Here is an 18269-nt window from a genome sequence, read left to right as displayed (position 1 = left end):
GTTGAGATTTCTTTAAACAATATTTGCTCTCTTGTTTAAAGTGTTTTCCATACCTTGAGAAATCATTTCACTTTGTTTTCCATCAATACCTACTAATGATAAAGCCCATGAAGGCCCTTTAATAATTAAATTCCACATAATTACCGCTGAAGCAATTTTTGCAAATATAGTTAATAAGCCTGTGATTGCACCTATAATAAAGTTAGTGTGAAAATTATATACGCTAGTTTTAATTCCTGTAAATTGTTCTACAGAAACAAATAAGAAAAATTCGTCTACTAAAACATTTATAAATAATGATAAATATATAAAGAGAATAATTAATACGGGTTTTAAAAATATAGCCATACCATTAATTAAGAATTCAATAATTTTATCCATTCTTTTAGTTGCTAAGGAGAAAGCTACAACGAATGGTGAAATATAAAAATATTTTATCAAAGAAACTAAATAAGATACAAATATTATAATAGAAGCTGTAGTGCAAACCAATAATGGTATTTTTTGAAAAGTCCATTCTATTAACATTATAGCTATAGCATATCCTGTAATTGTTGAGGCAACTGTTCCTGTTATGTATCCAACGATAGCTCCACCTACTGTTCCTATGATTGGCACAGTAGAAGCTGCTGCTGCTTGAATTACAGCCATGAATTTTCCAGTATTTTCCATTACAAAATCTTTTATAGTTGAAGCTCCTGGTAACATCATCCATACTAATTTACCTGCTATCCATCCTAAAGAGCTATCTGTAATATCATCTTTACTAATTTCAATATCTCCTTTATTTATATTTTCTTTAGTGTTTTGAATATTTTTTTTAGTTGCTTTAATCATCCTTTCTTTTTGTTCATCTTCATCACCTTGCTCTTCTTTAAACATAGTTACTTCTGCTAAAATTGCACTACTTGGCGTAAATAAAGAATTTATCCATCCAAGTTGCATTTCTCTTACTGCAAAATAAGCATCAAGATTTTTCATTTCATTGATTTTTTGAGTGTTATCTCTTAATTTATCAATTTTTTCCATTTGAGAATTTATTTTAGTTATTTCATTTCTTGCTTTTAAAATATCAGCTTCTAAAGCTATACAAGCTTCCAAGGAAATATCGCCATTTTTTCCTGCCATATCATTACTATCTTCAGCTAAAAATCGTTTTATTTTTTCTTTATCTTCATCTGTTAAAGAAGTGATATAGCTTTCTCTAATGGCAGATAGTTGGTTTTTATATCTTAAAGAACAAGTTTTTTTATAAATTTCATCTCCTTGACTTATAAGAAACTCATTTTCTTTCTTTTTTTCTAATAAGGCTTTAATACCTTGAATATTTACTCCACCTATACTTTTATAAATTTTATCCATATAGGTTTTTCCACCAATTGCACTAGCCATATCTGCAATATCTGTTGATTTTAATGCAAAATATCTAATGACGTTTTGCATAATTGTTGAGTGAGCTAAACCATTTCCTTCGGGTATAGGCATAAAAAATGTTCCTATCATAATCATTGGAATATAAAATTTATGTAAAAATTTTTGCTTTCCTTCATTTTCGCCCCTATTTTCTAAGTAAGCTTGAATTTTTTCTGCACTAATTGAAGTAAGAAAAAATCCACCAACTAAAACAAGAATTAGAATTTGTAAATGTTGATAAATTTTTTCATTGGCTAAAAATAGATTTGAAAAATACGCCATATTGTTTTTATTAAAACCATCTACAGCTGAAGTTTCTTGCAAACTTATACTTGAAGTAGAAAATCCTTTATTTTGATTTAAAACAGAATTTGGAGCTATCAAAAAATCCATAAAACTTTGATTTTTTTGTATAGTTTTAATGCTAAAATTATCTATACCATCTTTTAAGGTTAATTCTCCTAAATTATAAGTTTTTTCTCTATCAATAATATTTGGATTTAAAGTTGCTAAAGCAACTAAATATTTTGCAAAATTAATTTTAGTATCGCTTGGCGTCCATTTAATTATACTTTCTAAATTAATTTTTCTATCTATATTTTCATAATTTTTTAATTCAGTATCAAGTCCTGTATACACTTGTTTAGCACAAGATAAATTAGTTTTTGAAGCATTAAATTTTAAATCTAAATCAAAATTTTCATTTTTATAAACTCTACAAAAAGTTGTCCCATTTTTAAAATCAAATCCTATGATTTGAGTTCCATATCCGCTATTAACCTTTCTACACTCCCAACTACATCCATTTTTAGAATCTATGTCATCATCACTATTAGGAAATATTTTTTGCATTTCTTCTTTAGTAGTTTCAGAAACAACTCCTTGCCCATTATTTGTTCCTTCTGCAAATAAGAAATTAAACAGCAATAAAAATAAAATTATTTTTTTCATTTGTATTTAACCTTTTGCTTATAATTGTTTTGAAAATTATTTTTAGCATTTAAATTAGGTTCGCCATTTAATTCAGGACACATAAATTTACAACCATTTTTCCATTCAGAACAACCATACCAAAATTTGTTTTTTTCATTTTTACTTTCTCTTTTTATTAAGTTTCCTTGATTACATTGAGGACATTTAAAAGATGTATTTAAATTAGTGCTTTTATTTTCTAATTCAGGTTTTCCATTAACAGATTTCGCCTTAAAATCACAACCATTAGAATACTCAGAACAAGAAAAGAATTTTCTAAATTTTCCATTTATTTCTCTTAAAAAACCTTTTTGACATTTAGGACAAGTTATTTTTTCTTTTTCTTCATTAGAAACAATTTTTTTGTTTAAACTCTTTTCATTATCAATTATTTTTAAAATAAAATCATTAATTGAATTTAAAAAATCGCTTCTTTTTAGTTTTCCTTCTTGTATCTCTTTTTGAGATTCAAACCATAAAGCTGTCATGTCTGGATTTGTCAATATAGGATCTAAATTTTGGATTAAATTAATTCCAAGTTCTGTAGCATTAACAACTTGCTTTTTATCCTTTGAAACTACAATATAGCCTCTGTTTATTAAAGTTTCTATGTGATTACTTCTTGTTGCTGGAGTTCCTATTCCGCCATTTTCGCCTTTTTTATCTTTATCTTTTTCTATTAAAAGTTTTTTAATTTTTTCATCTTTAACATATTTAGAAACTTGATTTAAATCTTTTAATAAAGTAGTATATTACATCATAAATTAAAAATTTGATTTTAGTTTTCAGCCAAAAACAAGTAATATTGCGATAAAATCTCAGACTTATAAAGGGGCATTAGCTCAGCTGGGAGAGCACAACGCTGGCAGCGTTGGGGTCAGCGGTTCGAACCCGCTATGCTCCACCATATGGTTCCGTAGCTCAGCTGGTAGAGCACTACCTTGACATGGTAGTGGCCGTTGGTTCAAGTCCAATCGGAGCCACCATCGCCCTTCCTTATACAAAGGATTATCATGCAAAACACTATCATACAAAAAGCCGTCCATAAAGATTTAAATTCTATACTTGAAATCACAAAAGATGCTTTAAATGCTATGAAAGCTATGAATTTTCATCAATGGGATGAGAATTATCCCAATGAAATAGTTTTTCAAGAAGATATACAAGCACAAGAACTTTATGTGTTTAAAGAAAATGATGAAATTTTAGGCTTTATCTGTATCAATGAAAAATTTGAACCTGAATTTTATAAACAAGTTATTTTTAACAAAAATTATGATGATAAAGCCTTTTATCTACACCGTTTAGCCGTCAAACAAAAGGCAAAGGGCAAAGGCGTAGCACAAAAACTTTTAAATTTTTGCGAAAATTTTGCCTTGGAAAATCACAAGGCAAGTTTAAGAGCAGATACTCATAGTAAAAATTTTCCTATGAATTCGCTTTTTAAAAAGCTCGATTTTAATTTTTGTGGAAATTTTGACATACCCAATTACCAAGATCCTTTTTTAGCTTATGAAAAAATTCTAAACCAAAAAGCTTTTTGAGTTTTTCTCATAGGCTTTGATTTGTGCTTCATGTTTTAAAGTCAAAGCTATATTATCAAGTCCTTCCAAAAGACAAATTCTGTGAAAATCATCTAAATCAAAAGAAAAAATCTTATCTTTAAAAAATACTCTTTTTTCCAACAAAGAAATTTCTATATTTTTATCTTGGGATTTTTTTAACTCATCAACTATTTCCAAAACCTCATCTTTAGTAAGTTCTATGGTAAGCAAACCATTTCCTAAGGCATTGTTTTTAAAAATATCTGCAAAAGAAGGTGCGATAATAACTCTAATACCATAATCAACCAAAGCCCAAGGCGCATGCTTTCTTGAAGAGCCGCTACAAAAATTTTCAAAACTCACCAAACATAAACATCATCTAAATTATAAATATTTTCATCGTAGTCTAAATTTTCAAGGCAAGTTTTTATCGCCATAACCACTTCTTCTAAATCGCATTTTCTACATCACGCAAAGTGGTATCAAAGATTATGATTTTATTATCTTTCATGATTTAATCCTTTAAAACCAAACAGACTAAATGAATAAAATTTCAAAAACTTAACAACAATGATAAAAAATTAAAAATGTAAAAAATGATTAAAAATAAAATTGAGTTTTAGAGTGAGAGTTGTAGTAGCAGATTAAAAGTATTGTCTTTACTTTTTTGTTGGACTGAATTTGAAATTTCAAAAATTTGTTTCATCTTTTCCTCCTTTGTTAAAATTAATCTTTAATGTATCATATTTTTAGTAAATGTATTTGTAAAATTCTTAAATTAAGAAAATTATTGATATAATTGTAATTTTAAGTAACAAAAAGGATGTTGATGTTAAAAGAACTCTTAGAGATTAAAAAAGAAATGGAACCTGTTATCCACGAAGCCAATGTGAAATTAAATGTCCTAGCTCGTGAAGTCATAGTCCGAAAAAAAGAATACGAAATTTATGGCCCTATGGTAGATCGTGTTTATCTTGATAATGCCATTTATGTTAAAGTTATGTCAAGTGGACGCGATGTAAAAACAGACAATGTAGCTATAAAAAATGGTTTTTACATGGTTTTTGTAGCCCCTGAAAAAGAAAGTACAAAAGACATCAAAAACAAACTCAAAGTAGCTTATGAGGGGCTTGATAACAAATTTATCGCTACACTCATACGATCTTGCCAACGCTTTAAAGAAATCATAAATAAAACCCAAGCCACACTCGCTAAAGCTTCTAACATGAATGTAGTAATAAAAACAAATTTAGGCGAAGCAAGTGCTGCACTTAAATTTAACATCAATATAGAATACACTAGAGACACCCAAAAACTCACTCGCGAAAATTCAAAATCAGCAGGAAGCTTTAGAGATACTAAAACTTATATAAATCTTATAGTAGAAAAAAATACAGATTCTCAAATTTGTGAAAAATTACTTGATGATGTAGAAAAATACTTTATCGGTGGAGGTTGATTTCATTAATGCAAGTTATAAAAACTTGCATTAGATTAAAATTTATAATTATATCCTAAATATACACCATAATTTGTTTGTTTAGGATCGTAGAAGTTTGAACCCACTTGATTTTGATAAAAATTTCTAGAATTATAATGAATTTGCTCTGCTTTAAAGCCTAATTCTATTTCATTATGTGGCGTCAAATCATATAAAGCACCTATTTTCGCTCCATAAAAATAACCGTCAAAATTTTGCGACAAAGATAAAAAGCTTGTTTTTAAGGTAAGATCTGTTCTTGCATATCCTCCATACACACCTAAAACAGCTCTGGTTTTTTCAAAAAGCTTAGGAGTAAAATCATAACCTGTTAAAAATTTATGTGTAGTAAAATCACCTTCGATTTGAATTCTAGGAGTTTTGATAAAATCACTAAATTCATCAGAATAATTATAACCAGCATAAATTCTATGATTTTCATTTAAACGATATCCAAGTTTTAGACCAAATGATGGTATATTACCTGAAATATCTCCATTAAAATTTTGCTTTGTATTCTTATGTTTTAACTCACTTTTTACTTGAGCATGCATCCAAGCTGCATCAGCACCTATAAAAAAACCGGAATTCTCATCTGCTAAAGCCAAATTTGAAAACAAAGTAGCACTTGCGACAATGCTTAATAATTTTTTATTCATAACCTAACTCCTTATAATAAAATTCGATCTAAAAAAATTTAGATCTTTTTATATTATATATTCTTCAAAGATTAAATAAGAATTTTTTATAAAATATTTAATCTTTACATAAAAATATGTGAATATTTTACTCAAATATTATTTTGGAACAACTATATCACTACGACATTCTATCACCGTATGCACATTTCCACGCGGGTTAAAATCCCCTACAACTTTAATCCATTTTGGTTTTAATTTATCTTTTAAAGTATTATAAATTTCATTGATACTTGCTTCATGTGAAACATTTCTATACATAAAAGTATTGATATAAAGCTTTATCGCCTTAAGCTCAACCACAAATTTATCAGGTATATACTCAAGATAAATCGTTGCAAAGTCAGGATAGCCCGAACGCGGACAACAACACATAAATTCAGGCAAAGTGATTTTAATGATATAGTCATTTTTCGCATCATTTGGCCAAATTTCCATATTTTCTACATCAAATTCTTTGATTTCTTTTTCACCATAACGCATAGATTTTCCTTAAATTTAAATTCAAGCAAAAATTATAACAAAATAAGTTTTTAAAACGATTATGATACAGATAAGAAAATGCAATTTTATTGCAACTCACCCCTAGCAAGAGTGAGTTAGCAATAAATTGAAGGCAGTTCAAGCCTAAGCCTAGTATTACAAGACTACCAAGATAGGCTTGTAAAGCAAGGCTTGCTCCCTTTAAGGGAGCAAAAAACAATATTTTATAGAATGCCAAGCTTAAATTATTGTTTAAGCTGGATCAAGGTTTGAAGCATTTGATCACTGGTTGAAATGGTTTTTGAGTTTGCTTGATAACCCCTTTGGATAATGATAAGTTCTGTTAAAGAACGGCTCAAATCCACATTTGACATTTCAAGAGCTGAGGTTTTCATCTCACCACGACCCCCTGTTCCTGCTTCACCTACTACGATATTACCACTATTTGCAGTAACTTTGAAAAGGTTTCCGCCGATTTCCTCAAGACCTGAGTTATTTGCCACTGAAGCCATAGCGATTTTTGCCACTGCAAAGGTTTTACCATTGGTAAATTCACCTAAGATATTTCCTTTATCATCAACGCGGATTGCATCAGGTTTTAAGTTACCCGAAGTATAACCATCGGTTGCTTGTCCTGTTAGAGTTGAAGCAGAATTTGAGCTTACAAGGCCGTCATTGCTTCCGCTTGTTCCAAAGGAAAGTTTGATTTGTTGATTTGGCGCAGCACCATTATTTGGTGAGAAATTGATCGTTTTTGGTGTATAGCTTGCCAAAGATCCATCATTATTAAATCTTGCAGTACCTACGATGATATTGTTTGGACCTTCTCCTGTGGTATTGATTTCCGCAGGTTCTGGCACACGGATGATCATTTGCCATTCATTACCCCCATCTTGAGTGGTGCTTTGTTTTACAAATTGCACTTCTAAAGTGTGTTTTGAACCTAAAGAATCATAAATTTCAAGCCCTGCTGAAAAAGCTGAAAGTTTAAATTGCTCACTTTCTTTGATCGATCCACCTACAACCAAAGGACCATCAAAAGCTTTAAACATAGCTGTAAAAGCATCATTTTTACTGACTGTGCCTTCTTTGTTAGTATAAGCTGTGATATTAAAGCTCATATTTTTTGGATTAGTCGTTTGTGTTGTTCCCGCTATAGCATTTGGAGGAATAGTAGAATCTTCTTTTGCATTAGATATAGCAAAATTTCCGTTTTCTGTTACCACTACTTTTACAGCTTGATTGATATCTGCTGCTGCAAAAGTTCCACTTCCATCATAATCCACCCCATATCTAGCATCTCTTTGTAAAAGCTCTCTTAAATCTTCAGTCGTTCTAAAAGTTCTTGCATCTGTATTTAAAAGCTTGCCATGAACTGCATCATAATAAGCTGCTGAAGCAGGATCTGTTGGTCGTGTATTTTGATTAACTCCACCTTTAAATCCAGGACCACCATCAGGATTATACATAGGACCTATATCCACAGGATTTGAACTATAAATATATTTATGAGCTGTAATAACTTTTACTGGATTTCTATCACCTTCTAAAGCAGTTGCATTTCCACCTGTTGCTGTCCATAAAGAAGTATTATCTTGTTTATCATGTGTAAAAGTATGTTTTTGTGTATTACTATCCCATTTTGCTGTCCAAACCTCACCTGCTGTATTTGTAGTTAAAACACTAAGATTAATATTTTTCATATTATCTGTAGTGCCATCAGAATTTGTATTGATAAAATCAATTCCACTGCCATCTTTATTTTTAACCGCTTTTACTCCTGTTCCATCTCTTGTATCTGTTGGAGCAGTGAAAGTATTAATATAAGCTATAGCATCATCTATGCTTTGAATATCACTATTTGTAATTCTTACACCATTTAAAGTTATATCTAAAGTTACTTTTTGATCTGCTGTTCCCCAAAAAGCTGCAGTTTGATTGTTTTGTAAATTTGGATCAAAAGCGCTTACACCTAATTTATTTGTAGAGTATTTCGCATCCGCATAAGATACCCAAATTCCTTGTCCATCTCTTAAATTTAAGCCTTGCCCTTTTGCATTAAATAACGATCCTGCATCCACGCCTTTTTCTGTTACTTCTATAGCATTTTTAGAAGTAGTATAAAACTGAGTCGTTCCTGTATCATTTTCATCTTCTGCTCTATTGGTTTTGTTATTATAACCATGAACTGAATCAAGTGCATAAAGATTTCTGCTTGAAGTTCCTATATTTAAACCACTATTTAAATTTGCTTTGATAGCTACTTCGGTTGATTTTGCTGCAGGGATATGCATGCCTGGATCGATAAAGATATTTTGCGGAGTTCTTGAACTATCTATGGTTTGATCATCCCAATTGATATTCCAACCTTGCACAACAAAACCGGCATTATTTACGAAATTCCCATAAGCATCAAGTTTAAAATCCCCGCTTCTTGTAAGATAGTTTGTAAGACCACCATCATCACTCACCATGAAAAAACCATCACCATTAATAGCAACGTCAGTGTTTTTATCTGTAGTTTGAACTGAACCTTGAGAGTGAATTCTAGTTGTAGAACTTACTGAAACGCCAAGACCGATTTGAAGTGGGTTTTGTCCGCCTCTTCCATCAGTTGGAGCAGTAGCGATTTTTACTGTTTGGCTAAACATAGTTCCAAAATCTGCACGAGAGTATTTAAAACCAGTAGTATTAACATTTGAAATGTTATTACCTTCAACATCCATCGCAACTTGATGTGCTTGTAGTCCGCTTACGCCAGACCAAAGTGATCTCATCATCTTAAATCCTTTATAAAATATTGCTTTAAAAATTTAACGCTTTGGCTTTAAAAAACTTTTGCGTTTATGTGAAGTTTTACAAGCAAGTTCTGTTCCAACTTTTGAAATTTTTTATGAATTTTTTAAAAATTTATAGAAAAAATTTAAAGGTATTTTAGGAGTTTATGGAACTTTGGACTTTTGTGTAATGAAAATTACCAAAGTTATACCCTAACTCTTAAATTTGCCGCATGGGTTAAAGCCACTGCTATAGCATCTGTGATATCTAAAGGCTTGACATCTTTACTAAGTCCTAAAAGTCTTTTTACCATAAAAGCAACTTGTTCTTTGGTTGCTTTAGCTTTTCCTGTGACAGCTTTTTTCACTTGTAAGGGAGTGTATTCTGCAAAGTCTCCATGAATTTGAAGAATTTTTAAAGATAGGGCTCCGCGAAATTGTGCAAGTTTTAAAACGGTTTTTGGATTGTAAGCAAAAAAGATATCTTCTATAGCCACCTCATCAAAAGAATGATTTTTAAAAATCAAATCCAAACCCTCGCAAAGCTCTGTGATTTGATACTGTAAAGTACTTGGCTTTATCTTTATAAGTCCTGCTTCTATGAGAATATTTTTTCCTTTGCTGGCTTCTATGATAGCATAACCGCAATTTTTTGAACCTGGATCTATACCTAAAATTTTCAAATTCATACCTTTTGAAAATAAAATACAAAAGCGGATTTTAACCTTTTTTTATGAAATTTAAGATAAAATTTATACATTATGCAAAATTTAAAGAGAGATTATGAATCCAAGCCAAATACTTGAAAATTTAAAAAAAGAATTAAGCGAAAACGAATACGAAAACTATCTATCAAATTTAAAATTCAACGAAAAGCAAAGCAAAGCAGATCTTTTGGTTTTTAATGCTCCAAATGAACTCATGGCTAAATTCATACAAACAAAATACGGCAAAAAAATCGCACATTTTTATGAAGTGCAAAGCGGAAATAAAGCCATCATAAACATACAAGCACAAAGTACTAAACAAAGCAACAAAAGCACAAAAATCGACATAGCTCATATAAAGGCACAAAGCACGATTTTAAATCCTTCTTTTACTTTTGAAAGTTTTGTTGTGGGGGATTCTAACAAATACGCTTATGGAGCATGTAAAGCCGTAGCGCATAAAGACAAACTTGGAAAACTTTATAATCCAATCTTTGTTTATGGGCCTACAGGACTTGGAAAAACACATTTACTTCAAGCAGTTGGAAATGCAAGCTTAGAAATGGGAAAAAAAGTCATTTACGCTACAAGTGAAAATTTTATCAATGATTTTACTTCAAATTTAAAAAATGGCTCTTTAGATAAATTTCATGAAAAGTATAGAAACTGCGATGTTTTGCTTATAGATGATGTGCAGTTTTTAGGAAAAACCGATAAAATTCAAGAAGAATTTTTCTTTATATTTAATGAAATCAAAAATAACGATGGACAAATCATCATGACTTCAGACAATCCACCCAACATGCTAAAAGGTATAACCGAACGCTTAAAAAGTCGTTTTGCACATGGGATCATAGCTGATATAACTCCACCTCAACTAGATACAAAAATAGCCATCATAAGAAAAAAATGTGAATTTAACGATATCAATCTTTCTAATGATATCATAAACTATATCGCTACTTCTTTAGGGGATAATATAAGAGAAATCGAAGGCATCATCATAAGTTTAAATGCTTATGCAACCATACTAGGACAAGAAATCACACTCGAACTTGCCAAAAGCGTGATGAAAGATCATATCAAAGAAAAGAAAGAAAATATCACCATAGATGACATTTTATCTTTAGTATGTAAAGAATTTAACATCAAACCAAGCGATGTGAAATCCAATAAAAAAACTCAAAATATAGTCACAGCAAGACGCATTGTGATTTACCTAGCTAGGACACTTACGGCTTTAACTATGCCACAACTTGCGAATTATTTTGAAATGAAAGATCATACGGCTATTTCACATAATGTTAAAAAAATCACAGAAATGATAGAAAATAATGCTTCTTTAAAAGCAAAAATCGAAGAACTTAAAAACAAAATTCTTGTTAAAAGTCAAAGTTAAGTGAAAGGATGTGAAAAATAAATTCTAGAATGTGAAAAAAAGAAATTAAGCAAAGTATGATAAAATACAAATTTGATTATTTTGCTTTGAAGAATTTCACAATTTCAACGAGCTTATTATTACAACGAATTTAAATTAAAATAAACCAAGGAGAAAAAATGAAGTTAAGTATCAATAAAAATACTTTAGAATCTGCAGTGATTTTATGTAATGCTTATGTAGAAAAAAAAGATTCAAGCACCATTACTTCTCATCTTTTTTTTCATGCTGATGAAGATAAACTTCTTATTAGAGCTAGTGATTATGAAATAGGTATCAACTATAAGATAAAAAAAATCCGCGTAGAATCAAGTGGTTTTGCTACTGCAAATGCAAAAAGTATTGCAGATGTTATTAAAAGCTTAAATAATGAAGAAGTTGTTTTAGAAACTATTGATAACTTCTTATTTATAAGACAAAAAAGCACAAAATACAAACTCCCTATGTTTAATCACGAAGATTTTCCAAATTTTCCAAATACAGAAGGAAAAAACCAATTTGACATTGATTCAAGTGACTTAAGTCGTTCTCTTAAAAAGATATTACCAAGTATTGATACAAACAACCCAAAATACTCCTTAAATGGTGCATTTTTAGATATAAAAACAGATAAAATTAACTTCGTAGGAACTGACACAAAACGCCTTGCAATCTATACTTTAGAAAAAGCAAATAATCAAGAATTTAGTTTTAGTATCCCTAAAAAAGCTATCATGGAAATGCAAAAACTTTTCTATGAAAAAATAGGAATTTTTTATGATCAAAATATGCTTATCGCTAAAAATGAAAACTTTGAATTCTTTACAAAACTTATTAACGATAAATTTCCAGACTATGAAAAAGTTATACCAAAAACTTTCAAACAAGAACTTAGCTTTTCAACTGAAGATTTTATAGATAGTCTTAAAAAAATCAGCGTTGTAACTGAAAAAATGAAACTTCATTTTAACAAAGATAAAATCATCTTTGAAGGTATAAGTTTAGACAATATGGAAGCAAAAACAGAGCTTGAAATTCAAACAGGAGTGAGTGAAGAATTTAATCTTACTATAAAAATCAAATATTTACTTGATTTCTTAACTTCTATAGAAGAAGAAAAATTCACTTTAAGTGTAAATGAACCTAATTCAGCATTTATAGTCAAATCCCAAGGACTATCAATGATTATCATGCCTATGGTTTTATAATAAGAACAAGTAAAAGATAAAGGAAAAATATGCAAGAAAATTACGGTGCGAGTAATATTAAAGTCCTAAAAGGCCTAGAAGCTGTTAGAAAACGCCCAGGTATGTATATAGGAGATACAAACATAGGCGGACTTCATCATATGATTTATGAAGTTGTGGATAATTCTATCGATGAAGCTATGGCAGGACATTGTGATACTATAGATGTAGAAATCACTACTGAAGGAAGCTGTATAGTTAGTGATAATGGTCGTGGTATTCCTGTTGATATGCACCCAACTGAAAATATGCCAACTTTAACTGTTGTTTTAACTGTCCTTCATGCAGGGGGGAAATTCGATAAAGATACTTATAAAGTTTCAGGCGGTTTGCACGGTGTTGGGGTTTCGGTTGTAAATGCACTCTCTAAAAAACTTGTAGCTACAGTTGAAAGAAATGGAGAAATTTATCGTCAAGAATTTTCAGAAGGTAAAGTTATCAGTGAATTTGGTGTGATAGGAAAAAGTAAAAAGACAGGAACAACTATAGAATTTTGGCCTGATGATCAAATTTTTGAAGTGACTGAATTTGATTATGAAATTTTGGCTAAAAGATTTCGTGAACTTGCATACTTAAATCCAAAAATCACTATAAATTTTAAAGATAACCGCGTAGGCAAACATGAAAGTTTTCACTTTGAAGGTGGAATTTCTCAGTTTGTTACAGACTTAAATAAAAAAGAAGCTTTAACTAAAGCAATTTTCTTTAGCGTAGATGAAGAAGATGTGAATGTTGAAGTAGCTTTGCTTTACAATGATACTTATAGCGAAAATTTACTCTCTTTTGTAAATAATATCAAAACTCCAGATGGTGGAACACACGAAGCTGGTTTTAGAATGGGCTTAACTCGTGTGATAAGTAACTATATAGAAGCAAATGCAAGTGCTAGAGAAAAAGATAATAAAATCACGGGTGAAGATGTGCGTGAAGGTTTAATCGCTGTTGTGAGTGTAAAGGTGCCTGAACCACAATTTGAAGGACAAACCAAAGGAAAACTTGGTTCAACTTATGTGCGTCCTATAGTTTCAAAAGCAAGTTTTGAGTATTTGACTAAATATTTTGAAGAAAATCCTATCGAAGCTAAAGCTATAATGAACAAAGCTTTAATGGCTGCTCGTGGTAGAGAAGCAGCGAAAAAAGCCAGAGAATTAACGCGTAAAAAAGAAAGTTTAAGCGTAGGAACTTTACCAGGGAAATTAGCTGATTGTCAAAGTAAAGATCCAAGTGAAAGTGAAATTTATCTTGTGGAAGGGGATTCTGCAGGAGGTTCTGCAAAACAAGGTAGAGAAAGATCTTTCCAAGCTATATTGCCTTTGCGTGGTAAAATTTTAAATGTTGAAAAAGCAAGACTGGATAAAATTTTAAAATCTGAGCAAATTCAAAATATGATTATCGCTTTTGGCTGTGGTATAGGTGAAGATTTTGATCTTTCAAAACTAAGATATCATAAAATCATCATCATGACAGATGCGGATGTTGATGGATCACATATACAAACCTTGCTTTTAACTTTCTTCTTCCGTTTTATGAATGAACTTGTAACAAATGGACATATTTATTTAGCACAACCGCCTTTATATCTTTATAAAAAAGCTAAAAAGCAAATTTATTTAAAAGATGAAAAAGCTTTGAGCGAATACCTGATAGAAACGGGAATAGAAGGTTTAAATTATGAAGGTATAGGAATGAATGATTTAAAAGATTATTTAAAAATCGTTGCAGCTTATCGTGCGATTTTAAAAGATCTTGAAAAGCGTTTTAATGTGATTTCTGTGATACGTTATATGATAGAAAATTCAAATTTAGTTAAAGCAAATAATGAAGAATTATTTAGTGTAATCAAACAATTTTTAGAAACACAAGGACACAATATCTTAAATCATTATATCAACGAAAATGAAATTCGAGCTTTTGTTCAAACTCAAAATGGCCTAGAAGAACTTGTGATCAATGAAGAACTTTTCACTCATCCACTATATGAAGAAGCAAGTTATATTTTTGATAAGATTAAAGATAGAGGCTTGGAATTTGATAAAGATATTTTAGAAGTTCTTGAAGATGTTGAAACCAATGCTAAAAAAGGTGCTACTATACAACGCTATAAAGGTTTAGGGGAAATGAATCCTGAGCAACTTTGGGAAACTACAATGGATCCAAGCGTAAGAAGACTTTTAAAAATCACTATTAAAGATGCACAAAGTGCAAATGATACCTTTAATCTCTTTATGGGTGATGAGGTTGAACCAAGACGCGATTATATCCAAGCACACGCTAAAGATGTAAAACATTTGGATGTGTAAATTTATCATTGAAGAAATCATTTCTTCAATGAGTTTTGTTTTGTAAGAATATAGCTAGAGGAATTCTTCTTCTTGTATCGTATTTTTCTCCATAATATTTTTCAAGATAATTTAAAATTTTTTCTTCATCTTCAGGTTCTATTTCCCAAAGTCCTTCACTATCTTGCATCCATCTTATAGCTGCTAACCAAGCTTTTCTACTTGCGTGCATATTGGTAATGAGATTGGATCCATGACAAGCTAAACAATTTGCTTCCACTAAAGGTGAATCAGGATCGATAATCAATCCTGTATCAGGGTTAATTTCAAGATTTTGAGCCCAACTTGCACTTAAAAACAATGCTAAGATCAATATAATTTTTTTCACCATTCTTAAACTCCATAAACATTAACTCTATGGCATGCATTATTGATATATCCTCCTGGATTCCACTGTGCTAAAACCATAGGTTGACTGTTACCTTGACTATCGATAGCTCTTGCCCAAATTTCATAATATCCTTTTGTCGGTATTGATATTTGAGCACTCCATTTTTGCCATGCTAATCTATTTAATGGTTTTTCTACTTTTGCTTTGGTCCATGTTACGCCATAATCATTGCTTACATAAACTTCACTAACTTCAAGTTCGCCAGCCCAAGCTTTACCTCTAACTTCAAATTTTTTATTTGCTTTTATTTCAGAACCATTTTTGATATTAGTGATTACAGATCTTACAGGCATTGATTCTATGATTTTCATCTCGCCTTTATAGTTAAAATCTCCTGGTTTTACTGGATTTACAGGAACTTTATAAGAACCTTCCATTTTTTCACCATCATGAATTTTATTTCTTACTGAAATTTTATAAAGCCATTTACCGCTTGTACTTGCAGGGTAACCACCACAAACAAGTCTAAGTGGATAGCCATTAACTAAAGGAATATCTTTGCCTTCATAAGCCCAAGCTATTAGAGTTTCATCTTGTAAAGCTTTAGAAATAGGAACTCCTCTACTAATAGGTGAAGTTTCTTCACCGTTTAATTTTGTATCTATACCATAATATCCAATATACACCGCATCATTTTTGATGCCACAATCTTTTAAAATATCTTTTAAACGCACTCCTGTCCATCTACCACAAGCTACTGCACCATAACCCCATTGAGTTCCTTTTGTGCTAGGTATAACTTCGGATCTACCATTTCCACCGCATTCAACTGTTAAGGCATAAGTATAGGTTTTAAATTTCTTTTTTAAATCTTCTATGGTGTAAGATTTTTTATTGATAATGCTTTCTCCATCGATTTCTAAAGTCCAACCTTTATGAAGTCTTTCTTTTATCGTTTCTAGGCTTGGTGGTAAGCCATTATTTCTAACAAAGAAATTTTCAGGTTTTGTAAAATCAGAATCAAGAGCATAAATTTCAGTTTCTGCTGTTAATGGTTTTTCACCATGATAGATAAGATCTTTTTTACCTTCTATTTTAAAATCAGGTAATTCTTTTGCCAAAGCCTTACTTCCTAAAAAATTCTCAAAAGAAAAATTTGACAATACACTAATGCCAAATAAACCAAGTCCTATATTTTTTAGAAAGTCTCTACGATTTTCTTTTTGATCGTTCTGTTTCATTGAAATATCCTTAAATATTTATATAATCTTTTATTTTATTATAAATTTTAAAAATTTAAATAATTAATTATATTAATTATTTAAATTAAAAAAATTAATTATTTTTTTAATTTTGCATATTAAAATAAAATCATCATATGTTCGAGTTTTATTACATTTTAACTAAGTTTTTTCTACAATTAATTTTTTAAAATTATTTAAGGAATGATTTTGACTTTACTTACTAATCCTATCATTATCAGTGTTGTTTTGATGACTTTACTTTGTTTGTTTCGTTTTAATGTACTTTTGAGTCTTTTGATCTCGGCTCTTGTTGCAGGTGTATTTTCTCATCTTGAACTCGTAGATACTATGAATATACTTATAAGCGGAATGAAAGAAAATTTAAAAACAGCTCTTAGCTATATACTCTTAGGGGCCATTGCCGCAGCGATTTCAAAGACAAATTTAACTGCATATTTAATTAAGATAGTAAGCCATTTTATATCTCATAAAAAATATTTATTGCTTTTGTCTATAGCTTTGATTTCTTGTTTTTCTCAAAATTTAATTCCTATTCATGTAGCTTTTATACCTTTGTTAATTCCACCTCTTTTAAGTCTTTTTAATAAACTTAAAATCGATCGTAGAGCGGTTGCTTGTGCTTTAACTTTTGGACTTACTACGCCTTATATGGTTTTGCCAGTAGGCTTTGGACTTACTTTTCAAGATCTTTTAAAAGATAATTTAAATGCAAATAATGTAAGTGTATCTTTAAATGATGTTACAAATACTATGTATTTTGCTGCTATTTGTATGATAACAGGACTTTTTCTAGCGCTTTTTGTGTTTTATCGTAAGCCAAGAGAGTATCAAGAAGTAGAAATTGCTAAAGTGAATTTAGAAAATCTTGAAATGACTCGTAAGGAATGGGGCGTTTTAGCTGGGCTTGTTTTAACTTTAATTTTGCAAATTTTGACTATGAATTTACCTTTATCAGGGCTTTTGGGTTTTGTTTTAATGGTTATTTTGGGTGGAGTTGAATTTTCAAAAGTCAATGAAGTTTTTGATGATGGGCTTAAAATGATGGGTTTTATAGCTTTTGTTATCCTTGTTGCTGCAGGATATGGAGAAGTTTTAAAAGAAAGTGGATCAGTAGTAGAGCTTGTAAATTCAGTCGTTCCTTGGATGGAACAAAGTAAATTTTTAGCAGTATTTTTTATGCTTTTAATAGGACTTATCATCACTATGGGTATAGGTACTTCTTTTGGAACTATACCTATCATAGCTACGCTTTTTTGTCCTATTTGTTTGGAACTTGGTTTTAGTACAGCACTTATTATATTTATCTTAGGAGTAGCAGGAGCTTTAGGAGATGCAGGAAGTCCAGCCAGTGAAACAACCATGGGAACCACTGTAGGATTAAATGCTGATAAACAACACGATCACATTAAAGATACTTGTATACCAACTTTTATTTTTTATAATGGCCCATTATTGATTTTAGGTAGTATTATCGCCATGTTTTTATAATTTTTACAAATCTATCAAAATATTTTTTAATTTATTTATTTTTAAGATAAAAATTATATCGATTTTAAAAAAATGTATGCTATAATCCTTTATAAAGCTAACAAAATT

The 18269-nt window shown here is 30.4% G+C and carries 13 protein-coding genes, 2 tRNA genes and 2 pseudogenes; 8 read left to right on the top strand and 9 right to left on the bottom strand.

Annotated features, from left to right (window positions below; translation table 11 throughout):
• Positions 1-12: 12 nt before the first annotated feature.
• Together AJ887_RS02675 and AJ887_RS02670 are read right to left on the bottom strand one after the other, a co-directional pair.
• A complete protein-coding gene (locus tag AJ887_RS02675; RefSeq protein WP_070273933.1) occupies positions 13-2364 on the bottom strand; it encodes a hypothetical protein in 2352 nt (783 codons plus the stop codon).
• A pseudogene (locus tag AJ887_RS02670) lies at positions 2361-3101 on the bottom strand (DNA topoisomerase); the annotation flags it as partial. The pseudogene AJ887_RS02670 and the gene AJ887_RS02675, both read right to left, overlap by 4 nt.
• Positions 3102-3216: 115 nt before the next feature.
• Here AJ887_RS02670 and AJ887_RS02665 point away from each other — a divergent pair.
• The 3 genes from AJ887_RS02665 (at position 3217) to AJ887_RS02655 (ending at position 3929) form a co-directional block, all read left to right on the top strand.
• A tRNA-Ala gene (locus AJ887_RS02665) sits at positions 3217-3292 on the top strand.
• Positions 3293-3295: 3 nt separating this feature from the next.
• A tRNA-Val gene (locus AJ887_RS02660) sits at positions 3296-3371 on the top strand.
• Positions 3372-3398: 27 nt separating this feature from the next.
• Positions 3399-3929, top strand: coding sequence for a GNAT family N-acetyltransferase (locus AJ887_RS02655; protein WP_070240258.1), 531 nt, complete (start codon positions 3399-3401; stop codon positions 3927-3929).
• Here the strand turns inward: AJ887_RS02655 and leuD are convergent.
• Positions 3909-4295, bottom strand: a pseudogene (leuD, locus tag AJ887_RS02650) (3-isopropylmalate dehydratase small subunit); the annotation flags it as partial. The gene AJ887_RS02655 and the pseudogene leuD overlap by 21 nt on opposite strands.
• Positions 4296-4758: 463 nt before the next feature.
• Between leuD and AJ887_RS02645 the strand changes: the two are divergent.
• On the top strand, positions 4759-5388 hold the full coding sequence (locus tag AJ887_RS02645) for a hypothetical protein (RefSeq protein WP_070240260.1): 630 nt from the start codon (positions 4759-4761) through the stop codon (positions 5386-5388).
• 35 nt (positions 5389-5423) lie between these two features.
• On the opposite strand, the gene AJ887_RS02640 is transcribed toward AJ887_RS02645, so the two are convergent.
• From AJ887_RS02640 to ruvC, 4 genes are all read right to left on the bottom strand, one after another.
• Complete coding sequence (locus AJ887_RS02640; RefSeq protein ID WP_002860844.1) at positions 5424-6068, bottom strand: outer membrane beta-barrel protein; 645 nt, start codon at positions 6066-6068, stop codon at positions 5424-5426.
• Positions 6069-6206: 138 nt separating this feature from the next.
• Complete coding sequence (queF, locus tag AJ887_RS02635; RefSeq protein WP_070284777.1) at positions 6207-6590, bottom strand: preQ(1) synthase; 384 nt, start codon at positions 6588-6590, stop codon at positions 6207-6209.
• A gap of 245 nt (positions 6591-6835) precedes the next feature.
• A complete protein-coding gene (gene flgE, locus AJ887_RS02625; RefSeq protein ID WP_070284776.1) occupies positions 6836-9370 on the bottom strand; it encodes a flagellar hook protein FlgE in 2535 nt (844 codons plus the stop codon).
• Between the two features lie 203 nt (positions 9371-9573).
• On the bottom strand, positions 9574-10056 hold the full coding sequence (gene ruvC / locus AJ887_RS02620; RefSeq protein ID WP_072223911.1) for a crossover junction endodeoxyribonuclease RuvC: 483 nt from the start codon (positions 10054-10056) through the stop codon (positions 9574-9576).
• 94 nt (positions 10057-10150) lie between these two features.
• Here ruvC and dnaA point away from each other — a divergent pair, with 94 nt between their 5' ends.
• The 3 genes from dnaA (at position 10151) to gyrB (ending at position 15038) form a co-directional block, all read left to right on the top strand.
• On the top strand, positions 10151-11473 hold the full coding sequence (dnaA, locus tag AJ887_RS02615) for a chromosomal replication initiator protein DnaA (RefSeq protein ID WP_070284774.1): 1323 nt from the start codon (positions 10151-10153) through the stop codon (positions 11471-11473).
• Positions 11474-11631: 158 nt separating this feature from the next.
• A complete protein-coding gene (gene dnaN, locus AJ887_RS02610) occupies positions 11632-12699 on the top strand; it encodes a DNA polymerase III subunit beta (protein WP_070240265.1) in 1068 nt (355 codons plus the stop codon).
• A gap of 29 nt (positions 12700-12728) precedes the next feature.
• A complete protein-coding gene (gene gyrB / locus AJ887_RS02605) occupies positions 12729-15038 on the top strand; it encodes a DNA topoisomerase (ATP-hydrolyzing) subunit B (protein WP_070284772.1) in 2310 nt (769 codons plus the stop codon).
• A gap of 25 nt (positions 15039-15063) precedes the next feature.
• On the opposite strand, the gene AJ887_RS02600 is transcribed toward gyrB, so the two are convergent.
• Positions 15064-15405 (bottom strand): monoheme cytochrome C, encoded by a 342-nt coding sequence (locus tag AJ887_RS02600; RefSeq protein ID WP_002857673.1) that lies wholly within the window; start codon positions 15403-15405, stop codon positions 15064-15066.
• Positions 15406-15410: 5 nt separating this feature from the next.
• Positions 15411-16649 (bottom strand): sulfite oxidase, encoded by a 1239-nt coding sequence (locus tag AJ887_RS02595; RefSeq protein ID WP_044778576.1) that lies wholly within the window; start codon positions 16647-16649, stop codon positions 15411-15413.
• A 204-nt stretch (positions 16650-16853) separates the two neighbouring features.
• On the opposite strand from AJ887_RS02595, the gene AJ887_RS02590 reads away from it, so the two are divergent.
• The gene (locus AJ887_RS02590) at positions 16854-18161 is read left to right on the top strand and encodes a Na+/H+ antiporter family protein (protein ID WP_044778575.1); all 1308 of its coding nucleotides are present in this window, start codon (positions 16854-16856) and stop codon (positions 18159-18161) included.
• The last annotated feature ends 108 nt before the right edge of the window (positions 18162-18269 follow it).

Origin of the sequence: Campylobacter sp. BCW_6466 (assembly GCF_001762835.1) — a bacterium.
Classification (GTDB): Bacteria; Campylobacterota; Campylobacteria; order Campylobacterales; family Campylobacteraceae; genus Campylobacter_D; species Campylobacter_D jejuni.
Note: the sequence above shows the minus strand (reverse complement) of the source record. Positions and strands in the feature narration are given on the sequence as shown.